This window comes from Rhodococcus sp. NPDC003322 (assembly GCF_053589555.1).
Genome location: NZ_JBSFSC010000001.1, coordinates 241,295 through 262,581, shown reverse-complemented (window position 1 = coordinate 262,581; position 21,287 = coordinate 241,295). Strand labels below are relative to the sequence as shown.

Sequence of the window (21,287 nt, the reverse complement as noted above, 5' to 3'; positions counted from 1 at the left end):
CTTTGTCGGCGACCAGCTCCCTCAATCGAGGACAGTCTCGGCGGCCCGATTATTCCCCACCTGGCTGCGTGTCGCGTCCCACAGGTCCTGGTACGGACCGCCGGCCCATCGCAGTGCCGCGTGTGGGCCGACTTCCACGATCCGCCCGCCGTCGATCACCACCACCAGATCGGCGCGCGCGGCGGTCGCGAGGCGGTGTGCCACGACGATCGACGTCCGGGTGCGGGTCAGCAGACTGCTCGCCTCGAGCACCGTGCGCTCGGTTGCCGGATCGAGGGTCGCGGTCGCCTCGTCGAGCAGCAGGACGTCCGGGTCGACCAGTTCGGCCCGGGCCAGCGCGACGAGTTGACGCTGTCCGGCGGACAGTCCCTGGCCGCGTTCCCCGATCGGGGTGAACATCCCGCCGGGCAGGCCCGCGATGGTGTCGAGTGCCCCCACTGCACGCGCGGCGGCGGTGACCTGCGCGCGGGTGGCGTCGGGGCGGCCGTACGCGATGTTCGTGGCGACGTCCCCGGAGAAGAGGTGCGCCTCCTGCGGCACCACGCCGAGGCGTCCGCGATACTCGTGCAACGGGTATCGGCGCAGGTCGACGCCGTCGACGCGGACCTGGCCCGCGGTCGGATCGTAGAAGCGGGCCAGGAGTTTGACCACGGTGGACTTACCGGCGCCGGTGCGACCGACGAGCGCGACGGTGGATCCCGGCTCGATGCGCAGCCTCACATCCTGCAGGGCGTCGGTGTCAGCACCTCGATACCGGAACGTCACAGTGTCGAAATCGACTGCACCTCCGAGGTGCCCGACGATTGGCGTGGTGTCCGCCGGTGCTGCGGTCTCGATCGAGCTCGGGGTGCGCAGCAGATCGCCGATTCGACGCAGCCCGACCTGCGCCTGCTGGTAGCCGTCGAACACCTGGGACAGCTGCTGGATCGGTCCGAACAGCAGCCCCAGGTACAGCACGAACGCCACGAGCACCCCGGACGTCGTCTGCCCGTCCGCGATCCGCATGGATCCGATCAGCACCACCGCGGCCAGTGCCACGTCGGACAGCAGCGTGATCAGCGGGAAGTACACGGAGATCGCAGTCTGTGACCGCATGCGGGCACGGCGATAGCTGTCCGCGCGTTCGGCGAATCGCTGTGCGGCGAAGTCCTCCCGGCGGTACGCCTGCGCGGCGCGCAATCCGGTGACGTTCTCCTGGAAGTCCGCGTTGACGATCGAGATCCGCTCCCGGGACACCGTGTACGCGGCCGACGACACCTTCCGGAAGATCAGCGTGGCCACCAGCAGCGGCGGGACCGCGGCGAGCGCGACCAGTGCCAGCACCGCGTCCGTGAGCAGCAGCGCCACCGAGATGCCGACCACGGTGAGCACGCTGACGACCGCGGTCGACAGCCCCGTTTGCAGGAACGACGACAGCGCGTCGACGTCGGTTGTCATCCGCGTCATGATGCGGCCGGACAGCTCACGCTCGTAGTAGTCGAGGCCGAGCCGTTGCAGGTGCGCATAGCTGCGGACCCGCAGCCCGTACAGCACCTTTTCTCCGGCTCGTGCGGTGATCACGGTCATCACAGCGACGACCGCCCAGTCCACGGCGACCAGCGCCACACCGGCCGCGGTCGCCCACCACAGCGCGGACGGATCGCCGGGGGTGACGCCGTGGTCGATCGCGAATCGGACGACCGACGGAAGCAGCACGCCGGCCAGCGAGTCCACGGCCAGGCACAGCACCACCGCCGCGAGGATCCAGCGGACCGGGCGCAGCAGCGTCGCCAACCGGAACCCGGGATCGGGTCGTCGCAGGTTCTCGTCGTCGAGCCCGGGCATCTCGGTGGCGGGTGGCAGTGCGGCGACGGCCTCCCGCAGCGCCGGAGTGGCTGCGATGTCGCCCATCGCGCCCGCCATCGGGCCCCCACCGCCCGCCCCGCCGCGGCCGCCGTGCCCGCCGCCCGGCGCACCGCCGGTTGTCGTCGCCCGCGCCGGGACCGCGTCGGAGATCACCGCGTCGAACGCGGAGCCGGGAATCGCCTCGGGCCACAGCTCGTCGTGACCCGGCTCCGGCCGCATGTCCGGAACCGGCGCATCGTCCGGTTCGGCCTCGAGGTCGGGGTCGGCGAGCAGGGTGCGGAAAAGGGCGCAGCGGGCGTCGAGTTCGGCGACCGTTCCGGTGTCGATGACCCGCCCGCCGTCGAGAACCGCGACCCGGTCGGCGAGGGAGAGGGTCGATCGGCGATGCGCCAGGATCAGCGTGGTGCGGTCCCGCCGCTCGCGCAGGGTGTCGAAGATCGCGGCCTCCGTGGCGGCGTCCACCGCGGAGGTCGCGTCGTCGAGGATCAGCAGCCGCGGGTCCACCAGCAGGGCCCGCGCCAGAGCCACTCGCTGCCGCTGCCCGCCGGACAGTGTCAGCCCGCGCTCGCCGACGACCGTGTCGTAGCCGTCGGACAGCGCCTCGATGAACTCGTCGGCCTGCGCCATCGTGGCCGCGGCGCGGATCTCCTCGGCGCTCGCGTCGGGCCGGCCGAGCGCGATGTTCGCGGACACGGTGTCCGAGAACAGGAACGGCTCGTCGAAGACCAGCCCGACCGCCTCGCGCAGCTGGTCCGCCCGCAGGGCGGCGAGGTCGAAGGCGGTGCCGTCGACGGTCAATGCCACGGTGCCCGCGCTCGGTGCGTAGAAGCGGGGCAGCAGCAGGGACAACGCCGTCTTTCCGGAGCCGGCGCGGCCCACGACGGCGAGCGTCTCGCCCGGCGCGATGTCGAGGTCGAGGCCGGCCAGCACCGGGCGGTCCGCATCGAACCCGAAGTCGACGCCGCGCAACCGGACGCCCAGTGGGCCGGCGGGCAGCGGTGTCGGGTGCGGCGGGTCGGCGACCCCGGGCTCGGTGTCGATGACCTCGTATACGCGTTCGACGGCGGCCCGCGTCATCTGGGCCATGATCACGACCGACGACAGCAGCCGGGTCACGTTCGACATGGTCGCGACGTAGGTGGCGAACGCCAGGAAGGTGCCGATGGTGATGGTGCCGTTCAGTGCGAGCGCGCCGCCGAGGGCGATCACGCCGACCAGGCCCAGTTGCGGCAGCGCCGCCATCGTCGGGGTGAACCGGGCGTTGATCCGCGCCGCGCGCAGTCGCTCGGCGTACAGGGTGCGGCCCAGGTCCTCGAGTCGTCCGACGGCGCGGGACTCCTGCCCGAAGCCCTTGACCACACGGACCCCGGTCACCGTCTCCTCGACGTGCTGGGCGAGGTCGGCGGCGCGCTGCTGCGCCGACCAGGTGGCGGCGAACAGGGTGGGCCGGATCCGCCACACCACCACCGACACGGCGGGCACGACGAGCAACGCGACGGCGGTGAGCAGCGGCGAGAGCCAGGCCATCACGACGATCGCCAGCAGGAACTGCAGCAGCGCCCCCGCCGACAGCGGCACCATCGCCAGCAGCCCCTGTACCAGTTGCAGGTCGGTGATGGAGCGGGACACCACCTGGCCGGTGCGGATCTGGTCCTGCCCGACACCGTCGAGTCGCTGCAGCGATCCGAGCAGACCGAGCCGCAGGTCGTGCTGGACGTCGAGTGAGAGCCGGCCCGCCAGCATCCGGCGCCCGAACTGGCAGCCGAAGCGGACCACACCGAGGGCCGCGATCGCGGCGGCGACCGCGACGATCACCTCGGTGGCGCCGGAGGAGGCGTCGTCCACCGCGATCCGGGTCAGCAGCGGGAAGGTGATGTCGATGACCGCCGCGACCAGTGTGACTGCGAGCGCGCCGAGTGTGAGTGCGCGGTGACGCCAGCATTCGGCGGTCAGACGTCGAATCCAGCCGGGGTGAGTCACGGTGGCAGCCATCGCATCTCACCGTAGTACCGGCGCCCGACACGACTGCTGAGCGGTCCGATCGGGCACGACTGCGGAGTGGTTCGGTCAGGCACGGTGGTGCCGCGGTCAGGTGACGTCGCGGCGGCGGGTCGTCCACCAGCCCAGGCCCGCGGCGACGGCGGTCCAGGTGATCAGTGCGATCACCGCGGCGGGCCAGGGCGCGAATCCGTCGACGTCGCCCGCCGGGGAGACGACCGTCGACCACGTGACGGCGCCGGGCAGCCACTGGCCGATCGAGCCGGCGCCGAGCCCCGACAGGATCGCGATGGTGATCAGCTCGCCGACCGGATACCAGGCGACGAGGGTGATCGCCGCGGCCGTGGGGGACGCGAACAGCAGACCGAGCCCGGCGCCGATCAGAGACCATGCCACGGTGGCCACCACTCCGGCCGCGAGCATGCCGAGTATCGCGCTGGTGACCGTGAACCGGTCGCCGCCGAAGACCACCATGCACCCGAGTGCGACGAGTTCGACCGCGACGGCGTAGCCGAGGCCGAACAGCGCGGTGACCGCCAGCTTGGCGGCGAGCACCGGGTCCCGGCCGCGGGTGGTGACGAAGGTCGGGGTCAGGGTCTGGTGCCGGAACTCGGTGCCGGCGTTGACCGCCCCGAAGATCCCGGCGAACAGGACGGCCCACGCGATCGCGACGACGAGTCCCACCGACACCGCGCCGGTGGACAGGTCCGCGTCCACCGAGTCGAGGCCGTCCGCCATGGCCGCGTAGATCGATCCCGCGAACAGGGCGACGACCAGCGGCGCGAGGGCGAGCGCCCACCAGAACCGCAGGGTCAGCACCTTGCGCAGTTCGGCGGTGACCAGCGCGCTCATTGCGGACCTCCCGGGTGGTGGGGCGCGGGTGGATGTGACCCGGGTGGGTACGGGGCAGGCGGGTAGGGGGCAGGCGGGTACGGGGAGGACGGGCCGGGGAGCTGGGCCGTGTACTGCCCGGAGGTCATCGACAGGAACACCTGCTCGAGGTCGACGTGTTCGGTCGAGGCACCGAAGATTCGTACTCCCGCCGATGCGGCGAGTCCGGCGATCGTGGGCTCGGGGACACCGCGGACGGCGAGCCGGCCGTCCGGCATCACCTGGGCATCGGTGAAGCCCTGAGCGCCGAGGGCGAGCGCGAGCGTGGCGGGGTCGGACGCGGCGACGAACACCCGGGCGCTGTGCCCGGCCCGCAACTCGTCCATTCCGCCCTGGTACACCAGCGCGCCGCGGTTGACGATCACCAGCCGGTCCACCGTCTGCTCCAGTTCCCGGAGGATGTGGCTCGAGACCAGCACGGTCCGCCCGGTAGCCGCGAAGGCTCGCAGGAACTCGCGCAACCAGGCGATGCCCTCGGGATCGAGACCGTTGGCGGGTTCATCGAGTACGAGGATCCGCGGATCGCCGAGCAGTGCTGTCGCCAGCGCGAGGCGCTGGCGCATCCCGAGGGAAAAGGTGGCCACCTTCTGCCGGGCGGCGGGTTCGAGGCCGACCGTCGTCAGCGTTTCGCGGGCCCGGGCGTCGGGGACGCCGATCGCGGCCGCGTAGACGAGCAGGTGGGCGAGCGCGGTGCGTCTGGGGTGCACGCTCAGCGAGTCGAGCACCACCCCGACCGTCCGGGCCGGGTGCGGCAACTCGGTGAACGGGATCCCGTTCACCGTGGAGTACCCGGCGGTCGGGGCGACGAGCCCGAGCAGCATCCGCAGGGTGGTGGTTTTCCCGGACCCGTTCGGGCCGACGAAGCCGGTGATTGAACCCGCGGGCACCGCGAAACTCAGGTTCGAGACCGCCTCGACCGCCCCGAAGCGTTTCGTCAGGCCCACCGTTTCGAGGGCCGGGCGCAGCGGCGCCGGACTGCCAGCACTCATGACGTGCACCTTAGGCCACCCGGCGCCGCCGAACGGTGATCGTCAGCCGCGCAACCCCAGCGCCGCGGCGAGTTCGGTCAGCGGGGGCAGCGCGTCGCCGGTGGGCGGCAGCGACTGCACACAGACGTGGTCGGCGCCCGCGGCGAGGTGTTCGCTGACCTTGGCGGCCACCTCGTCGGCGGTGCCGTGTGCGACGAGCGCGTCGATGACGGCGTCGCTACCGTCGTCGGCGAGGTCGTCGTCGGTGAAGCCGAGCCGCTTCAGGTTGCTCACGTAGTTGCGCAGTTTCAAGTACGGATTCGCGACCGGGGGCCGGCCGATCGCGCGGGCGGCGGCCGGGTCGGTGCCGAGCACGAACTTCTGCTCCGGGGCGAGGAGGGCGCCGGCGCCGAGGATCTCGCGGGCCTCGCGGGTGTGCTGCGGGGTGGTCAGGTACGGGTGGGCACCGGCGGCGCGGTCCGCGGCCAGGCGCAACATCTTCGGCCCGAGCGCGGCGAGGAGACGCCGGGACGCGGGCACCTCGGCGGCGTCCAGCTCGTCGAGGTAGTCGACGACCGCCTGATAGGGCTTGCGGTACACCTCCTTCGACGCCTCCCGGTGCCCGACGCCGATGCCGAGCAGGAACCGCCCGGGATGCGTGGCCTCGAGGCGGTGGAAGGACTCTGCGACCTCGGCGGAGGGGGCACTCCAGATGTTGGTGATGCCGGTGGCGACGACGAGGGTGGTTGTGGCGTTCAGGACGTCCTCGGCGATCGCCAGGTCGGCCGGTGGGGATCCGCCGAGCCAGAGGGTTCCGTAGCCGAGGCTCTCGAGTTCTCGGACGAATTCGGGGGTCAGGCCGTAGGCGTGTCGCCAGACGCCGAAGCGTCCCAGGTCGGGTGTGGTTGTGGTCACGTGTCATGCCAACAGTCGCTGTCCGGTGTCAATTCCGGACAGCCGTAGCGTGTGGCCAATGGTCGTAGCGGTTGCCGGTGATCGGTTCGTGGTGGCGCGGTCGTTCCTCGCGTTGTCGGTGGCGATGGGATTGGGGCGGTTCGCGTTTACGCCGATCCTGCCGCTGATGATCGACCAGACGGGGCTGCGGCCGGAGTCGGCGGCGACGCTGGCGACGGCGAACTACCTCGGATACCTGGCCGGAGCGGTGGCGGCGATCGTCGTGCACCGGATCGCGCTGTCGGTGCCGGTGCTGCGGTGCGCGCTGGTGGTGCTGGTGGCGACCATCGCGGGGATGGCCGCGACCGAGTCGGTTGCGGCGTGGATCGTGCTGCGGTTCGTCGCGGGGGCGGCGAGCGCGGCGGTGTTCGTGTACACCACCCGCGTCGCACACCAGCGGGTCCGCGCCGACGGCGACGGCGTCGGCTGGGTGTTCGGTGGTGTCGGCGGTGGAATCGTGGTGTCGGCGCTGGCGGTCCTGGCGCTGGGTGAGGATGCGGACTGGCGGGTCGCGTGGCTGGTGTCGGCGGTGTTGGCCGCGGTGCTCGCCGTCGCGGCGTGGACCCTGCCCGGGGAGTCTCGCGAGGCGGCCCGCGAGGCACCCGCGAAGTTCGCCGCCTCGGGAACGGGCCGGGGATTCGCGTGGTTGACCGCGGCCTACTTCTGCGAGGGACTGGGCTACATCGTGTCCGCGACCTTCCTGGTCGCCGCGGTCGCGGCCACCGGATCGGAGCACTGGCTCGGATCGGCGGTGTGGGTCGCGGTCGGCGTCGCCGTGGTGCCCTCGTGCGTGCTGTGGATGCGGTTGGCCCGTAGGCACTCTGCGGCGTCGATGATGACGGCGGCGCTGGTGATCCAGGCGGCGGCGGTCGCGGTGTCCGCGGCGATCGGGGCGGCGGCGGTACAGATGGTCGCGGCGCTGTGCTTCGGCGGCACCATGATCGCCATCGTGATGCTCGCGCTGGGGGAGGGTGCCCGGCTGGCCGGGCCGCGTGCGGCCGCGATCCTGACGTCGGTGTACGGACTCGGGCAGGTGCTCGGGCCCCTGGCCGTCGCGCCGCTGCTCGACGGCGGGTACGGCCGGGCCCTCGCCGTCGCGGCGGCCGTGCTCGCGGTCGGCGCCCTGTGCATGGTGCCCGTCGTACGCGCGGATCGGTCGGTGTAGTCCCTGGTCGGCGCGGTTTCCGGCAACCCCTGGATTTGAATGAAACTTCCGGTTACAGTTACTCGCGTTGCGGGCTGCCGGCCCACCCACCGCTCGTCACCACACAACGGGAGAAGCGATGACACTGTCGACGACTCGGGACGACCTCGGCCAGGACGACTACGACGACATCCTGCGTCGGCTGTCCGAGGCCTCGGTGCACAAGCACTTCGACCCCTATGTCGACATCGCATGGGACTCCCCGGAGTTCGCGGTGACGCCGAACGATCCGCGCTGGATCCTCAACGAGGAGGACGACCCGCTCGGGGCGCACCCCTGGTACCAGGCGCTGCCGGACGAGCGGAAGATCGAGATCGGCATGTGGCGCCAGGCCAACGTGGCCAAGGTCGGCCTGCAGTTCGAGAACATCCTGATCCGTGGCATGACGCAGTACGTCTTCTCGCTGCCGAACGGCTCCGCCGAATACCGGTACTGCACCCACGAGTGCATCGAAGAGGGCAACCACACCCTGATGTTCCAGGAGATGGTGAACCGGATCGGTGTCGACGCCCCCGGTATGGGCCCGGTCATGCGCGCGATCTCCCCGTTCATCCCGCTCGCCTCCGGGCCGCTGCCCGAACTTTTCTTCGTCGGTGTCCTCGCCGGTGAGGAACCGATCGATCACATCCAGAAGGCGTTCCTGCGGGGCAACGGTGCGCTCCATCCGATCATGAAGGGCGTCATGGCGATTCACGTCGCCGAGGAGGCGCGCCACATCTCCTTCGCGCACCAGTACCTGCGCCGCCGGGTGCCGCAGATGTCGCGGCTGGGCCGGTTCGGTCTCTCGATCGCCATGCCGATCACCATGCGCATCCTCTGCGATGTGATCGTGGTACCGCCGAAGTCGTTCTGGCGCCGGTTCGACATCCCGAAGTCGGTTCGCAAGGAACTGTTCTGGGACACGCCCGCCTCGCGGCAGATGCTGCGCAACTACTTCGGCGACGTCCGGATGCTCGCGCAGGACGCCGGCCTGATGAACCGGATCTCCAAGCTGGTCTGGAAGGCCTGCAAGATCGACGGCGACGTCTCCCGATTCCGCAGCGAACCGGTCCGCCGCGCCGCCTGATCTCTCGAACGGATCGCCGTCATGCCCCACGTCGTCACCCAGTCCTGTTGCAGCGACGCCTCGTGCGTCTACGCCTGCCCGGTCAACTGCATCCACCCCACCCCGGACGAACCGGACTTCCTCACCGCGGAAATGCTGCACGTCGACCCCGCCGCGTGCGTCGACTGCGGAGCCTGTGTGTCGGCGTGCCCGGTCGACGCGATCGTGCCGGAGAAGAAGCTGACCGAGCGACAGCTGCCGTACCTGCAGATCAATGCGGACTACTACAAGGAGCCGCACGAGGACCGGTCGCGGATCGGCGGCAGCGAGACCCGTCCGGCGCTGGCCAAGGTTGTGGCGGCCCCACGGATTCGCGGCGATCGCGGCCCGCTGCGGGTCGCGATCGTGGGGTCGGGGCCCGCGGCGATGTACGCCGCCGACGAGCTGCTCACCCAGCCGGGGATCGCGGTCGACGTCTTCGACCGACTGCCGGTGCCGCACGGCCTCGTTCGCGCCGGTGTCGCGCCCGACCACCAGAAGACCAAGCAGGTGGCCCGGCTGTACGACACCATCGCCGCGCAGCCGGGCTTCGAGTACTTCCTGAACGTGACGATCGGCGAGCATCTCTCGCACGACGAGCTGCTCGCGCACCATCACGCGGTGATCTACGCGGTGGGCGCGTCCACCGATCGCCGCCTCGGCATCCCCGGCGAGGACCTGCCGGGCAGCACGTCGGCGACCGACTTCGTCGCCTGGTACAACGGGCATCCGGACCACGCCGACGACCGGTTCGACCTCTCGCACCGTCGGGCCGTGATCGTCGGCAACGGCAACGTCGCGCTCGACGTGGCCCGCATCCTGACCATCGCCCCGGACGAGCTCGCGGGCACCGACGTCGCGCCGTACGCGCTGGAGGCGTTGCGACACAGCCGGATCGAAGAGGTGGTGGTCGTGGCGCGGCGTGGTTTCGCGCAGTCCGCGTTCACCGTCCCCGAGTTCGCGGGCCTGCTCGACCTGCCCGACGTCGACGTCGTGGTGGACGATCCGGGCCTCGACCCGGTGACCGAAAGCCTGGCCGCCCGGGGTGAACTCGACCACGCGGTGGCGCAGAAGCTGCGGCTGCGGGAGCGGCTGTCGAAGCCCGCGGCGGGCCGCAAGCGCATCACGTTCCGCTACCTGCTCGGCCCGACCGAGATCATCGGCGACGGTCGAGTCTCCGGCGTCGCGCTCACCCGCAACGAATTCGTCGCCGACGACGGTGTGCTGCGCGTCGAGCCGACGGACGACACCGAGGTCGTCGAGGCCGGGCTGGTGCTCACCTCGATCGGCTATCGCGGGGTGCCGATCGCGGGGGTGCCCTTCGACGACGCACGGGGAGTCGTACCCAACGACGGTGGCCGGGTGCTGGCCGCGCCGGGCGGGGCGGTCGTGCCGGGGGTGTACGCGACGGGGTGGATCAAGCGCGGCCCCAGCGGCTTCATCGGCACCAACAAGTCGTGCGCGCAGGAGACGGTCCGGCACCTCGTCGAGGATTTCAACGCAGGCGCCCTGCCCGACCCCGGTGGTCGCGACACCGACCTGCAGGCGCTGGTCCGAGCGCGGCGGCCCGCGGTGATCGACCGGGCCGGCTGGCAGGCGATCGATGCGGAGGAGCGTCGTCGCGGCGCCGAGCGCGGCCGGATCCGCGAGAAGATCAGCGACGAGGCGGAACTGGTCGCGATCGCCCGCACCGCCGCCCGGGCCGAGGAAACCCGAGGAGTTCGCGCGGCGCTGCGGCGCAGGGGAATGCTCGTCACCTCCTGAAATCGTTCTCGCCGCGCCGATTCCCGCCGGATGTTCGGCGCACCGGCCCGTCCGGGCGGACAATGCAGGGATCTCCACCGTCGTTTCGATCGGGGGTCCCACGATGAACGCAGTCACCGGACCGGGCGCGGTGCCCGGCGCAGCCCAGCGTTGGTGGGCGCGGGCAGCTTTCGCCGCGCTGGTGGTGGCGGTGGTACTCCCGATCGTCGTCGCGGGATTCTTCGGGACACTCACGCTGCTGGCGACCGCGGTCGGGGCGCTCGCGGTGATGCTGGCGACGGGGTACTGGTTCCTCACCGGCCGCGGTGCGGCGCGGTGGATCGCGTTGGCCGTCGCGCTGCTCACGCCGATCGCGGTACTGGTGTTGTTCGCCACGCAGCGGATGTTGTGGGTCGTGCTGGTCGTCGTCGCCCTGGCGCTTCTGGCCGGCGCCTGTGCGCGCGCCGCGCTCGAGGACGGGCAGTCTCGCCCGCCCGTCCCGGAAACCCCCGCGCCGCCGCCGCTGCGGCCGTTCCTCGTGATGAACCCGCACTCCGGTGGCGGCACCGTCGTCGAGCACGACCTCGTGCGCCGGGCCGAGGAACTCGGCGCCGAGGTGGCTCTCCTCGACGGTCCGGAGATCGTCGACGTCGCAGATCTCGCGCGGCAGGCGGTGGCGCGGGGCGCGGATCTTCTCGGGGTGGCGGGCGGGGACGGGACCCAGGCCCTCGTCGCCGCCGTCGCCGCCGAACACGACCTGCCGTTCCTGGTGATCAGCGCAGGAACCCGCAATCATTTCGCCCTCGACCTCGGGTTGGACCGCGACGATCCGGTCGCCTGCCTCGGTGCACTCCGGGACGGGGTGGAGCTGCGCATCGACATCGGCCGGATCGGCGACCGGGCGTTCGTCAACAACGCCTCGTTCGGCGTCTACGCGGAAGTGGTGCGCAGCCCCGCGTACCGCGACGACAAGACGGGCACGGTTCTTCGGATGCTGCCGGAGTTGCTCGGTGAGGGCGGAGGGCCGCGGCTGGTGGTGCACGTGGGCAACGCCACCATCGACGGACCCCAGGCGGTGCTGGTCAGCAACGGCACCTACCGCACGAACGACCTGGCCGGACTCGGTCGCCGCACCGGACTGGACGGGGGCGTTCTCGGGGTGGTGACGGTGTCGGTGTCCAGCGCCCGCCAGGCCGTCGGCCTCCTGGGCAGGGTGCACGAGCGGGGAATGACGCAGCACGCGGTCCGTGAGGTTGTGCTCGACGCCGACACCGACGAGATCCCCGTCGGGGTGGACGGGGAATCGCTCACGGTGCGCACACCGGTCCGGTGCACCGTCGCGCCCGGCGCGCTGCGGGTGCGGGTGCCGCGGGACCGGCCGGGGGTGCGACCGCCGAAGAGGACCCTGGACTGGGTCCGCCTGCGGGCGCTGGCGTGGGGTCGCACCCCCGGCCGGTGATCGGCGACTACTGGCCGAGCATCGACTTCATCTGGTCGATCTCGGTCTGCTGACCGGCGATGATCTTCCCGGCCAGGTCCCGGACCTGTTCGCTCTGCCCGTCGGCCCGGATCTGCGCGGACGAGTCGATCGCGCCCTGGTGATGGGCGATCATCATCTCCAGCCACGCCCGGTCGAACTCGGCTCCGGTGGAGTTCTCCAGCCGGCTCATCTGTTCGGCGGTCATCATCCCGCCCATGCCGCCGTGCATCATCCCGTCGGACATCATCCCGCCCGTGGTGCCGGGCATCGAGTCGTCCGTGTCCGTGCCCATCATGGTCGGCACGCCCCACCCGGTGAGCCAGTCGGTCATCTGCTCGATCTCGGGAGCCTGCGCGGCCTCGATCTGCGCGGCCAACGCCAGTAGTTGTGCGTTCTCGGTGCGGCCCTCGGCGAGAGCCGCCATCTCCACTGCCTGCTGGTGGTGCGGAATCATCATCTGCGTCCACATCACGTCGGCCGTGTTGTGGTCGGACGAGCTCTCGCCGGCCATCGGCGCCGAAGACATCATCGAGCCCATCGAGCCCATCGAGTGGCCGTCGGTGTCGTTGTCGTTGGTACAGCCCGCGACGAGGACGGCGGCGGTGGCCAGGGCGGCGACGAAGCCGACGGCGGTGGTACGTGTGTTCATTTCTCTGCCTTGCTCTTTCCTGAGGTGCTGACATGGCCGACTGCGCGCACGGCGCAGTGGCCCTGTCACACCCGGAGGAGGCAGAGGGCAGCGAGTCGCTCGGAGGTCGGTCGGGCGAACGGTGGGCCGCGACCGAACCGGACCGGGACGGCACGTCGTCGGTCCCGGCGGGCACCGGAATCGGTGACCACGCCGAACAACATCAGCACGAGCAGCAGGGCGACGCCGGCGGTCAGGACCGCCAGGCAGGCGGCGAGCATGTGCTGTTTGCCGGAATGGCCCCCGGAGTCGCCGTGGTCGGGCATGTCCGCGGTGGGGCCGGCGGGGACCTGATCGGAGGCGACCGCGACGTGTTCGACGGCGCGTGGTGCCGCCGTGGCGGCTGCCGTCGCCACGTGGTGCATCGCCAGGACGCCCAGGATCACGGAGAGCAGCAGGACCGCGCGGAGCGGTCCGGTGCGCGTCGTGATCGTCCGGGACATGCCCCGACTATACCTCCTGGGGGTAATGCTCCACGGTGATGGCCCACTGGGCCGGCGCCGGTCCGAACGCGTCGCGGGCGTTGGTGACGACTCCCTTGCCGATCGCGCGGTTACCGGCGCTGCCGATGGCCGCGCCGATTCCGGCAGGCACCAGCTTGCCGAGGATCAGGGCGCTGCGCTTGGCCGCGTACTTGGTGACGAACGTGCGCAGCAGCGTCTGGTTCATGCCGGTCATCGTCTGCGCGGGCAGCTTGCCGGACAGCAGCGAGCCCCAGTTCTTGGTGGTCGCGCCGACCGCCTTCTCGACGATCTCCATCCCCGCGCTGCCCAGTGCGACGGACAGGACGAGCGCCTTGCGGCGTTCGTGGTCGGTGACCGGGATGCCGTGCACGGAGGCGACCGCGAGGGTGAACAGGGCGCTCGCCTCGAGGAAGAACGCCGTCTCCGCACCGACCGCCGCGATCGAGCCTGCGGTCCCGATACCGGGCACCGCGGCCGCCGCGCCGACCGCGCCGCCGCTGCCGGTCACCACGGCGAGGAACGTTCGCTCGAGCCGGTCGACGATCTGCTGCGGGGTCTCCCCGGGGTGCGCACGGCGCAGCCGGGACACGTGTGCCTCGACGGCCGGTCCCTGCAGTCGCGCGCCGTTGTCGAGCAGCGACGCAATCGCCTGCTCCACCCGTCCGGTGACGTTCATCGGTCCATCCTCCTGCTCGGACCCGCGCGCTCGGCGGCCGAACACAGTGCCAACGTCCGGCTCGTCGGGATTGTTCCGGACCGGGCGGCTGCGCCGCCTGTGAGTCCTCTCGGTCGCATCGGGGCCGAAAGGACTCACAGGCGATAGCCTCGGAGGGGTGACCGGTGTCTCCCAGGGGATGCGGGCAGCGCCCGCCGCGCCGCTGCGGCCGTACCTCGGGCCGTACGAGGGCTACCGGCTGTCCGGATTCGAGGCCGGCGTCCATCTGGGAACCCCGGCGCCGGAGCTGACGGTGGTCCTGTCCCTGGACGCCCCGGTGACGATCGCCGCCACCTCGCATCCGGCGCAGCCGGCGGGCGCGTGGGATGCGCTGGCGAGCGGGCTGGCCACGACCGCCGTTGCCATCGAACACGACGGGAATCAGCACGGTGTCCAACTGGCGCTGACCCCGGCCGGGTCGCGCGCACTTCTCGGTGTGCCCGCCGCCGCGCTCGGCGCGTGGATCGTCGACCTCGACGACGTGCTCGGTTCGGACGCAACCGAACTCGCCGACCGGATCGCAGCCGAGTCGGAGTGGCCCGCACGGTTCGCGATCCTCGACGACGTGTTGCTGCGCCGATGTGGTGACTCCGGCGTCGACGACAACCTCGCCCGCGCATGGCACCTGCTCACCGGGACGACTGCCCGCCGGGTGGCCGACGTCGCCCGTGACATCGGCTGGAGCAGAAGGCATCTGGTCACCCGGTTCACCGCCGAGTTCGGGATCGGGCCGAAGGACGCGATGCGGGTGGCACGCTTCGACCGATCGAAGCGCCTCCAGCGTCGGTTCCCCGGCCTCTCGCTGGCCGACGTCGCGGCCCGGTGCGGCTTCTACGACCAGGCCCATCTGGCCCGTGAGTGGCGCTCCCTCGCCGGAGTGCCGCCGTCCCGCTGGCGGGCCGAGGAACTGTTCCCACTCGTCCAAGACGAATGCCCCGCCGGCGAGGCACCGTCGAGGGCATGACCACAGAAGCGGACACCACGATGACCACAACGCACGTCTGGCCGACCCTCACCTACGCGAACGCGCGTGCCGCGATCTCCTTCCTGGTCGACGCCTTCGGTTTCGTCGAGAGGGCCGTCTACGGCGAGGGAGACCGCGTCGACCACGCGCAACTGGATTGGCCTGCCGGTGGTGGGATCATGCTCGGCAGCAGCCGTGACGACTCGGTGCTCGCCGACCTGCCCACGGGAGTCGGCTCCGTCTACCTCGTCACCGACCAACCCGACGCACTGCACGACCGCGCCGTCGCCGCCGGCGCCATCGTCGTCAAGGGCCTGACCGACGAGGACTACGGCTCCAGGGGATTCACCTGCCGCGACCCCGAAGGAGTGTTCTGGAGCTTCGGGACGTACGCCGGGGAGTAGCCGCGATCACCCGACCGGATCGGTGAGCATGCCGCGCCACGCGACCTCGAGCGCGGCGCGGCACCGCGCCCGGGTCGCCCCGTCGTCGAGTGCGTCCCCGCGAACGACGAACTGGTAGTAGAACACCCCGGCGAGCAGGTCGAAGCAGGCCTCGGCATCCAGGTCCTCGCGAAGGATCCCGCGGTCGATCCCGGCGCGCAGGGCATCCTCGAGCGGCACGCGGCGGCGCGACACGTGGCTGTGCCAGTAGGCCTTCTGCAACTCCGGGTTCTCCATCGACAGCCGGATCCGGCGCCGGAACCGTTCCTCCGGATATCCGTCCGTGTGCGCGCTGTCGAAGGAGCCGAGAACGGCCTCTCGGAGGTCGCCGTCGGTCGCGATCGGTTCGGGCTGTTCGCGTCCGGTGTCGATCGCGGCGGCGACGAGCGCGGTGATCGACGGCCATCGCCGGTACAGCGCGGCGCGGCTCACCCCGCTGCGTTCGGCGACGCGCGCCACGGTCGGTGTCTCGTTCTCGTCGATGAGTGCCAGTGTGGCGCCGAGGATACGACCGTCGATGTCGCCCTTGCGCGGCCGCCCCGGTCCGCGAGCGGCCGATGTGTGCGGTCCGCGAGCGGCCGGTGCCTGCACGCCGGCCGCCCGCGGTTCGGTGACCGTCATGCGTCGAGCGCGCGCCGACGCAGACGATGGACGGTCTCGTCGCTCAGTCCGGCCGTACGCAGGGGAGCGAGTGCGTCGCCGTGCCGATCACGCAGCCGGGCGAGCATGGTGTGCATTGCGGTGTCCCACAACTCGATCGAGTCCTCGGCGGGTACCGCCGGGGCGGTGTCGAAACCCATTCGCGCCAGCAACACACCCATGACGGGGGCAAGGCGGGTGTTGATCGCCGTCATGTTGACTCCGGTGCGGCGGTAGTCGGAGACGATGGCGTCGTCCTCGGCGCCGAGTGCGAGAAGCAGTGCGGCAGCGAGGACTCCGGTGCGGTCGGCCCCCGCCGCGCAGTGGAATGCCGTGGTGCCGGGGGCCACCGCGATGATCCCGAGGGCGCTCACCAGTTGCGGCGCAGCCGTTTCCAGCATGGTCGCATACATCTCGCCGAACTGTGCCCGCGAGGTCGGGAACGGTTCGTCCGCGGTTCCCGCCGTTCGGATGTCGCGCATCAGCGGCAGGTGGTGGTACGACACCGGATGTCCGGACAGCGGCCCGCGGCCGGTGAGCGCGACCTCGTCGCCCGAACGCAGGTCGATCACGCTCACCAGGCCACGTTCCAGCAGTCCTCGCGCGTCGTCCTCGGTGATGGTCGACAGATCGTCGGCGCGGATCGCGAGACCCGTGCGCAGGACACCGCCTGCGATCGGGATTCCGCCCAGGTCACGGAGATTCACCGGTGCGGTGGGGGTGATGTCGAGTGCGGTTGTCACGTGATTCTCCTTCGGATGAGGGCGCTGCCCTGATCGATCACCGTGACGAGCACGATGATGCAGATGATGATGGCGCTGAGATGTCCGTAGTCGTACATCTTCATCGCGGTGGTGAGTTCGAGTCCGATGCCGCCCGCTCCGACCAGACCGAGGATCGTCGCGCCCCGCACGTTGCCCTCGAACAGCAGCAGTGTGTAGGAGACGAGCATCGGCGCGGCCTGGGGCAGGATGCCGTAGGCGATGACCTGACGCCTGGACGCGCCGACGGCCTGCATGGCGACGACGGGTCCGCGGTCGACGGATTCCATGGCTTCGGCGTAGATCTTTCCGATCGAACCGATCGAGCCGACCGTCATGGCGAGGATGCCCGCGAAAGGTCCCAGTCCCACGGCCGAGACGAACATGAGCGCGAAGACCAGATCCGGGACCGAGCGGATGACGTTCATGACCCAGCGCGCCGGGTAGTACAGCCACGTCGGCGCGATGTTGGACGAGGCCGCGAACGCGACGAGCAGCGACAGCACACCGCCGAGCACGGTGCCGACGATCGCCATCTGGAGCGTCTCGATCAGCAGCTCCACGATGGTGCCGAACTTCGAGAAGTCGGGCGGGAAGAGCCGCGAGAGGAATTCGCCCATGTTGACGGTGCCGTCGGCGAGGCCGGCGAAGTCGAACTCGGCGCCCTGGAACGACCAGAACAGCACGAGCAGGGCGAGCGGGATGCCGACGAGGAACCGCGTCCGCGGAATCGAGAACGCCTGCTCGAGTCGCCGGCGTTCGGCCGGATCCAGTGCCGGTGTGGTGGACGACCCGGTCCGGTCGGTGCGGGTCGGTTCAGGCGAAATCGTCGTCACCACTGTGCTCCTCGTGTCGGTAGAGCGGGAGCAGTTGCTCGGCGTCGAGTTCGGATGTGGGCGCCGAGACGATCAGCCGGCCCTGCCGGAGACCGATGATCCGGTCGCTGTGGGCGAGCGCGAGGGGCAGTACGTGCAGGCTCACGAGGACCGGGATGCGGTACTCGGCGGCGATGCCGCGCAGCAGTTCGAGCACCGAGTCCGCCAGTCTCGGGTCGAGCGAGGCGACGGGTTCGTCCGCGAGGATGACGCGCGGCTGTTGCATGAGGGCGCGGGCGATCGCGACCCGCTGCTGCTGGCCGCCGCTGAGCGACCGGGCCGGGTCCTTTGCCTTGTGGGCGATGCCGACCCGGTCGAGGTAGTGCATCGCGAGTGTGCGGTGCTCGCTGCCGAATCCGCCGACGAGGTTGATCGGGCCGGCGTTGTGCAGCGCCCCGGTGAGGACATTGGTGAGCACGCTGAGCCGGGGGATCAGGTTGAACTGCTGGAAGACCTGGCCGACGTCCGCGCGCAGACGCCGTGGTTCCCGGCGCCGCAGGTCGGTGACATCGTGGCCGGCGACGTGCACCCGGCCCGCCGCGGCGGGCGCGAATCCGCTGAGGCTCTTCATCAGTGTCGACTTGCCCGAGCCGGACGCGCCCAGCAGTGCGACGGTCTCACCGGGACGCAGGTCGAGGTCGACGCCGTCGAGCACGACCTGGTCGCCGTAGGCGACGCGCAGGCCGCGCACCGTGACGACCGGCGAGCCGAGGTTCGGCGCGGGCCGGATCGCCGGGATGGTCGCGGGGGTGGTCACTGCAGGTCCGACAGTTCGACGCCTGCCACCGCAGCGATGTCGACGAAGGACTGGAAGTCGGCGACGTTCGGATCCTGCACGGTCTCGAGCCCGATGAAGCCCTTGCCCAGGGCACCGAGGGCCGCTTTGTTCTGCTCGGAGAACACCTTCGGCAGCGCCTCCTGCAGCAGGGTCCGTGTCGCGTCGTCGAGGGATTGCCGGGCGAGGACCGCCCCCATGATCGGCATCGACGGGCTCTCGCCGACCCCGCGCCACTCGCCGTCGGCGAACGGGAACATCGGCGCGCCGAGTTCGGTCAGCATGATCGCCGTGCACGCCGCGTCGACCTGTCCCTGACGGAGCGCGGCGAAGCTGCCCTCGTGGCCACCGGCGAAGATCGCCTTGTAGTCGCTGCCCTGCTCGAGGCCGGCCGCGTGCAGCATGTATACCGGCATGAAGTAGCCGGAGCTCGAGGCCTGGTCGGCGAAGGCGACGGTCTTGCCCCTCAGGTCGGTGAGGGACCGGACGGGGGAGCCTTCGAGCACGACGCACGTCGACACGGGGTCGTCGCTGCCCTTCCACGCCATCAGCGCGTCGACTTCGCCCGTGTTCACGGCGAGCGCGGAGGGGAATCCGCTCATGATGCCGAAGTCGACGTGGTCGGAGCGGATCGCCTCGACGACGCTCAGATAGTCGGGCACGTCGAGGATGTCGACCGGACGACCGGTCTCCGTCTCGAGCAGGTCGGCGAGGGCCTCGACGGGGTTCGCCTGGGTCGGATCGTCGACGAGCGGGGTGGTGGCGATGGTGATGGTGCCGTCGGACGCCTCGGTGTCCGCAGAGTCCGACGAACAGCCGGTCAGTGCGACAACGAGGGCGCCGGCGCCCAGGATGCCCAGGATGGTCGGGGTGTGGCGACGCATGGTGTCCCTTTCACGCGGTCACGCGGGGTGTTTTCGAGAACGCCCGTATGCAAACCCGTCGAGATGACACGGAATTACGAGACCGCCGTACCGGAAATGGGACACCGGGTGAACACTCGGTGCGTCGCGTGGGAGCGCGAGCGCAGGCCGGGGATCAGGCCGAGTGGCCCTCGGGAACCACCTCGGCCGGCTTCGGTGGCGGCGGTGGAGTGCCGTCGCCGAACGGCCTGCCGCCCAATGCCTCCCGGCCGTGCGGGGTGAGCCAACCCGACAGGTCCGGGCCCTTCGGGACGATCTGCGTCGGATTTATGTCGGTGTGCACGATGTAGTAGTGCTGCTTGATCTGGGTGAAGTCGACGGTGTCGCCGAATCCGGGTGTCTGGAACAGGTCTCGTGCATATGCCCACAGCACGTCCATCTCGTCGAGCTTGTTGCGGTTGCACTTGAAGTGCCCGTGGTACACGGCGTCGAAACGGGCCAGTGTGGTGAACAGTCGCACGTCCGCCTCGGTGATGGTGTCGCCGACCAGGAACCGGCGGGTGGCGAGGCGTTCGCTCAACCAGTCCAGGCGCGCGAACAGCCGGTCGTAGGCGCGGTCGTACGCCTCCTGTGATCCGGCGAAGCCGCACCGGTACACGCCGTTGTTGACGTCCCGGAACACCAGGTCCGCGATCTCGTCGATCTCGTCGCGGAGTGGCTCCGGGTACAGGTCGGGGGCACCGTCGCGGTGGTACGCCGTCCATTCGGTGGACAGGTCGAGGGTGATCTGCGGGTAGTTGTTCGTGACGACCTGTCCGGTCGGGACGTCCACGATCGCGGGGACGGTGATGCCGCGCGGGTACTGCGGGTCGCGGGCGAGGTAGGCGTCCTGCAGGCGGGGGATCTTCAGCACCGGGTCGACGCCGCCGGGGTCGAGGTCGAAGGTCCAGCTGCGCTCGTCGTGGGTGGGTCCGCACATGCCCATCGACAGCACGCCCTCGAGGCCGAGCAGGCGGCGGACGATGATCGCCCGGTTCGCCCACGGGCACGCCCGCGCCACGACCAGCCGGTAGCGGTCCGGCTCGACCGGGTAGCCGTCACGACCGTCTGCGGTGATTCGGGTCTCGATGTACCTGGTGTCGCGGACGAATTCGCGGCCCGCCTCGACGTAGCGGCCGCTCGAGCTGTTCTCTTCGGTCACGGAGCCAACGGTAACGCGGAGTGCCCCGGTGGCGGGTTCATGCGCGCAGCGCGACCTCGGTGACGCTGCCGAGTTCCTCGTAGCCGAGCCGCGCGGCGAGCCTGCGGGACGCGATGTTCCCGGGATGGCTGCTCCACTGCGGGATCATGCCCTCGTCCATCGCGTCGTTGGTGCACAGGCGGCCGACCGTCGCACCGTGTCCGCGGAGTCTGGCGCCGGGAACCGTCAACACCCCGACCCGGGCGACGATGCCCTGCCATTCCGCGTATCCCGCTCCGGAGAGCGGGGTCTCGTCCTCGTCGAGGAGCGTGAACCAGTTGCGGCGGCTTGTCAGGTCTGCCTCCTCGACGTCGTCGGGTGGGCACAGCGACTGCAACCTCAGTACATGGGGCAGTACGTGCGAGATGAGCGGATTCTCGATTTCGATCTCGTCGCTCACCTCGGAGGCGTACGCGAGCAGCCGGGGCCCCACGCAGCGGCCGCCGCGCTCCTTGGTCAACTCCATCAGCGTCGATCGGGTCGAGAGGGCCTCGTCGTCGATGTCGGCGGCACGGTCGAGCAGCCAGTCCGGGCCGACAAGCGCGCTGGCGGTGCCGAGCCGGACGAACCGGACAGTGTCGGTGGCCGGGCCTACTGTGCGGGTGCCGGCGTGGCGGAGGGCGTCGTGCGGCAGGCCGAGTTCCCGCGACCAGGCGAGGGAGACGATGTCGAGTTGGTGCGAGTCCACCCCAC

20 protein-coding genes are annotated in these 21,287 nt (G+C 70.7%); 6 read left to right on the top strand and 14 right to left on the bottom strand.

What is annotated here, in order from left to right; all coding sequences use genetic code 11:
- Positions 1–21 precede the first annotated feature (21 nt).
- From ACWDUM_RS01250 to ACWDUM_RS01235, 4 genes are all read right to left on the bottom strand, one after another.
- Positions 22–3,837: an ABC transporter ATP-binding protein gene (locus tag ACWDUM_RS01250; RefSeq protein WP_450132584.1), complete on the bottom strand. Its 3,816-nt coding sequence runs from the start codon at positions 3,835–3,837 to the stop codon at positions 22–24.
- Positions 3,838–3,933: 96 nt separating this feature from the next.
- Positions 3,934–4,695 (bottom strand): ABC transporter permease, encoded by a 762-nt coding sequence (locus tag ACWDUM_RS01245; protein WP_450132583.1) that lies wholly within the window; start codon positions 4,693–4,695, stop codon positions 3,934–3,936.
- Positions 4,692–5,723 carry an ABC transporter ATP-binding protein gene (locus ACWDUM_RS01240; protein ID WP_450132582.1) on the bottom strand — a complete coding sequence of 344 codons (1,032 nt, stop codon included), beginning with the start codon at positions 5,721–5,723 and terminating at the stop codon, positions 4,692–4,694. Before ACWDUM_RS01240 ends, ACWDUM_RS01245 begins: the two co-directional genes overlap by 4 nt.
- Positions 5,724–5,765: 42 nt before the next feature.
- Positions 5,766–6,617, bottom strand: coding sequence for an LLM class F420-dependent oxidoreductase (locus ACWDUM_RS01235; protein ID WP_450132581.1), 852 nt, complete (start codon positions 6,615–6,617; stop codon positions 5,766–5,768).
- A gap of 58 nt (positions 6,618–6,675) precedes the next feature.
- Here ACWDUM_RS01235 and ACWDUM_RS01230 point away from each other — a divergent pair, with 58 nt between their 5' ends.
- From ACWDUM_RS01230 to ACWDUM_RS01215, 4 genes are all read left to right on the top strand, one after another.
- On the top strand, positions 6,676–7,821 hold the full coding sequence (locus ACWDUM_RS01230; protein ID WP_450132580.1) for a YbfB/YjiJ family MFS transporter: 1,146 nt from the start codon (positions 6,676–6,678) through the stop codon (positions 7,819–7,821).
- Between the two features lie 118 nt (positions 7,822–7,939).
- Entirely contained in the window at positions 7,940–8,926 is a 987-nt protein-coding gene (locus ACWDUM_RS01225) for an AurF N-oxygenase family protein (RefSeq protein ID WP_450116261.1), read from the top strand.
- Positions 8,927–8,947: 21 nt separating this feature from the next.
- Positions 8,948–10,708: an FAD-dependent oxidoreductase gene (locus ACWDUM_RS01220; protein ID WP_450132579.1), complete on the top strand. Its 1,761-nt coding sequence runs from the start codon at positions 8,948–8,950 to the stop codon at positions 10,706–10,708.
- 103 nt (positions 10,709–10,811) lie between these two features.
- Positions 10,812–12,146 (top strand): diacylglycerol/lipid kinase family protein, encoded by a 1,335-nt coding sequence (locus ACWDUM_RS01215; protein ID WP_450132578.1) that lies wholly within the window; start codon positions 10,812–10,814, stop codon positions 12,144–12,146.
- Between the two features lie 7 nt (positions 12,147–12,153).
- On the opposite strand, the gene ACWDUM_RS01210 is transcribed toward ACWDUM_RS01215, so the two are convergent.
- The 3 genes from ACWDUM_RS01210 to ACWDUM_RS01200 form a co-directional block, all read right to left on the bottom strand.
- On the bottom strand, positions 12,154–12,816 hold the full coding sequence (locus ACWDUM_RS01210; RefSeq protein WP_450132577.1) for a DUF305 domain-containing protein: 663 nt from the start codon (positions 12,814–12,816) through the stop codon (positions 12,154–12,156).
- 65 nt (positions 12,817–12,881) lie between these two features.
- Positions 12,882–13,298, bottom strand: a complete 417-nt coding sequence (locus tag ACWDUM_RS01205; RefSeq protein WP_450132576.1) for a DUF6153 family protein — start codon at positions 13,296–13,298, stop codon at positions 12,882–12,884.
- A gap of 7 nt (positions 13,299–13,305) precedes the next feature.
- Complete coding sequence (locus ACWDUM_RS01200) at positions 13,306–13,995, bottom strand: hypothetical protein (RefSeq protein ID WP_450132575.1); 690 nt, start codon at positions 13,993–13,995, stop codon at positions 13,306–13,308.
- Positions 13,996–14,152: 157 nt separating this feature from the next.
- Here ACWDUM_RS01200 and ACWDUM_RS01195 point away from each other — a divergent pair, with 157 nt between their 5' ends.
- On the top strand, positions 14,153–14,998 hold the full coding sequence (locus ACWDUM_RS01195; protein WP_450132574.1) for a helix-turn-helix domain-containing protein: 846 nt from the start codon (positions 14,153–14,155) through the stop codon (positions 14,996–14,998).
- A complete protein-coding gene (locus ACWDUM_RS01190; protein ID WP_450132573.1) occupies positions 14,995–15,402 on the top strand; it encodes a VOC family protein in 408 nt (135 codons plus the stop codon). The genes ACWDUM_RS01195 and ACWDUM_RS01190 overlap by 4 nt, the downstream gene beginning before the upstream one ends.
- A gap of 6 nt (positions 15,403–15,408) precedes the next feature.
- Here the strand turns inward: ACWDUM_RS01190 and ACWDUM_RS01185 are convergent, their stop codons facing one another.
- The 7 genes from ACWDUM_RS01185 to ACWDUM_RS01155 all read right to left on the bottom strand — a co-directional run bounded on the left by ACWDUM_RS01185 (position 15,409) and on the right by ACWDUM_RS01155 (position 21,282).
- Complete coding sequence (locus ACWDUM_RS01185) at positions 15,409–16,062, bottom strand: TetR/AcrR family transcriptional regulator (RefSeq protein WP_450132572.1); 654 nt, start codon at positions 16,060–16,062, stop codon at positions 15,409–15,411.
- Positions 16,059–16,823: a tyrosine-protein phosphatase gene (locus ACWDUM_RS01180; RefSeq protein ID WP_450132571.1), complete on the bottom strand. Its 765-nt coding sequence runs from the start codon at positions 16,821–16,823 to the stop codon at positions 16,059–16,061. Before ACWDUM_RS01180 ends, ACWDUM_RS01185 begins: the two co-directional genes overlap by 4 nt.
- Complete coding sequence (gene phnE / locus ACWDUM_RS01175; protein ID WP_450132570.1) at positions 16,820–17,677, bottom strand: phosphonate ABC transporter, permease protein PhnE; 858 nt, start codon at positions 17,675–17,677, stop codon at positions 16,820–16,822. The genes ACWDUM_RS01180 and phnE overlap by 4 nt, the downstream gene beginning before the upstream one ends.
- A complete protein-coding gene (locus ACWDUM_RS01170; protein ID WP_450132569.1) occupies positions 17,658–18,473 on the bottom strand; it encodes a phosphonate ABC transporter ATP-binding protein in 816 nt (271 codons plus the stop codon). The genes phnE and ACWDUM_RS01170 overlap by 20 nt, the downstream gene beginning before the upstream one ends.
- A complete protein-coding gene (gene phnD / locus ACWDUM_RS01165; protein WP_450132568.1) occupies positions 18,470–19,375 on the bottom strand; it encodes a phosphate/phosphite/phosphonate ABC transporter substrate-binding protein in 906 nt (301 codons plus the stop codon). Before phnD ends, ACWDUM_RS01170 begins: the two co-directional genes overlap by 4 nt.
- 154 nt (positions 19,376–19,529) lie before the next feature.
- The gene (locus tag ACWDUM_RS01160) at positions 19,530–20,555 is read right to left on the bottom strand and encodes a glutathione S-transferase family protein (RefSeq protein WP_450132567.1); all 1,026 of its coding nucleotides are present in this window, start codon (positions 20,553–20,555) and stop codon (positions 19,530–19,532) included.
- A 37-nt stretch (positions 20,556–20,592) separates the two neighbouring features.
- Positions 20,593–21,282 (bottom strand): GNAT family N-acetyltransferase, encoded by a 690-nt coding sequence (locus ACWDUM_RS01155; protein ID WP_450132566.1) that lies wholly within the window; start codon positions 21,280–21,282, stop codon positions 20,593–20,595.
- Positions 21,283–21,287 lie beyond the last annotated feature (5 nt).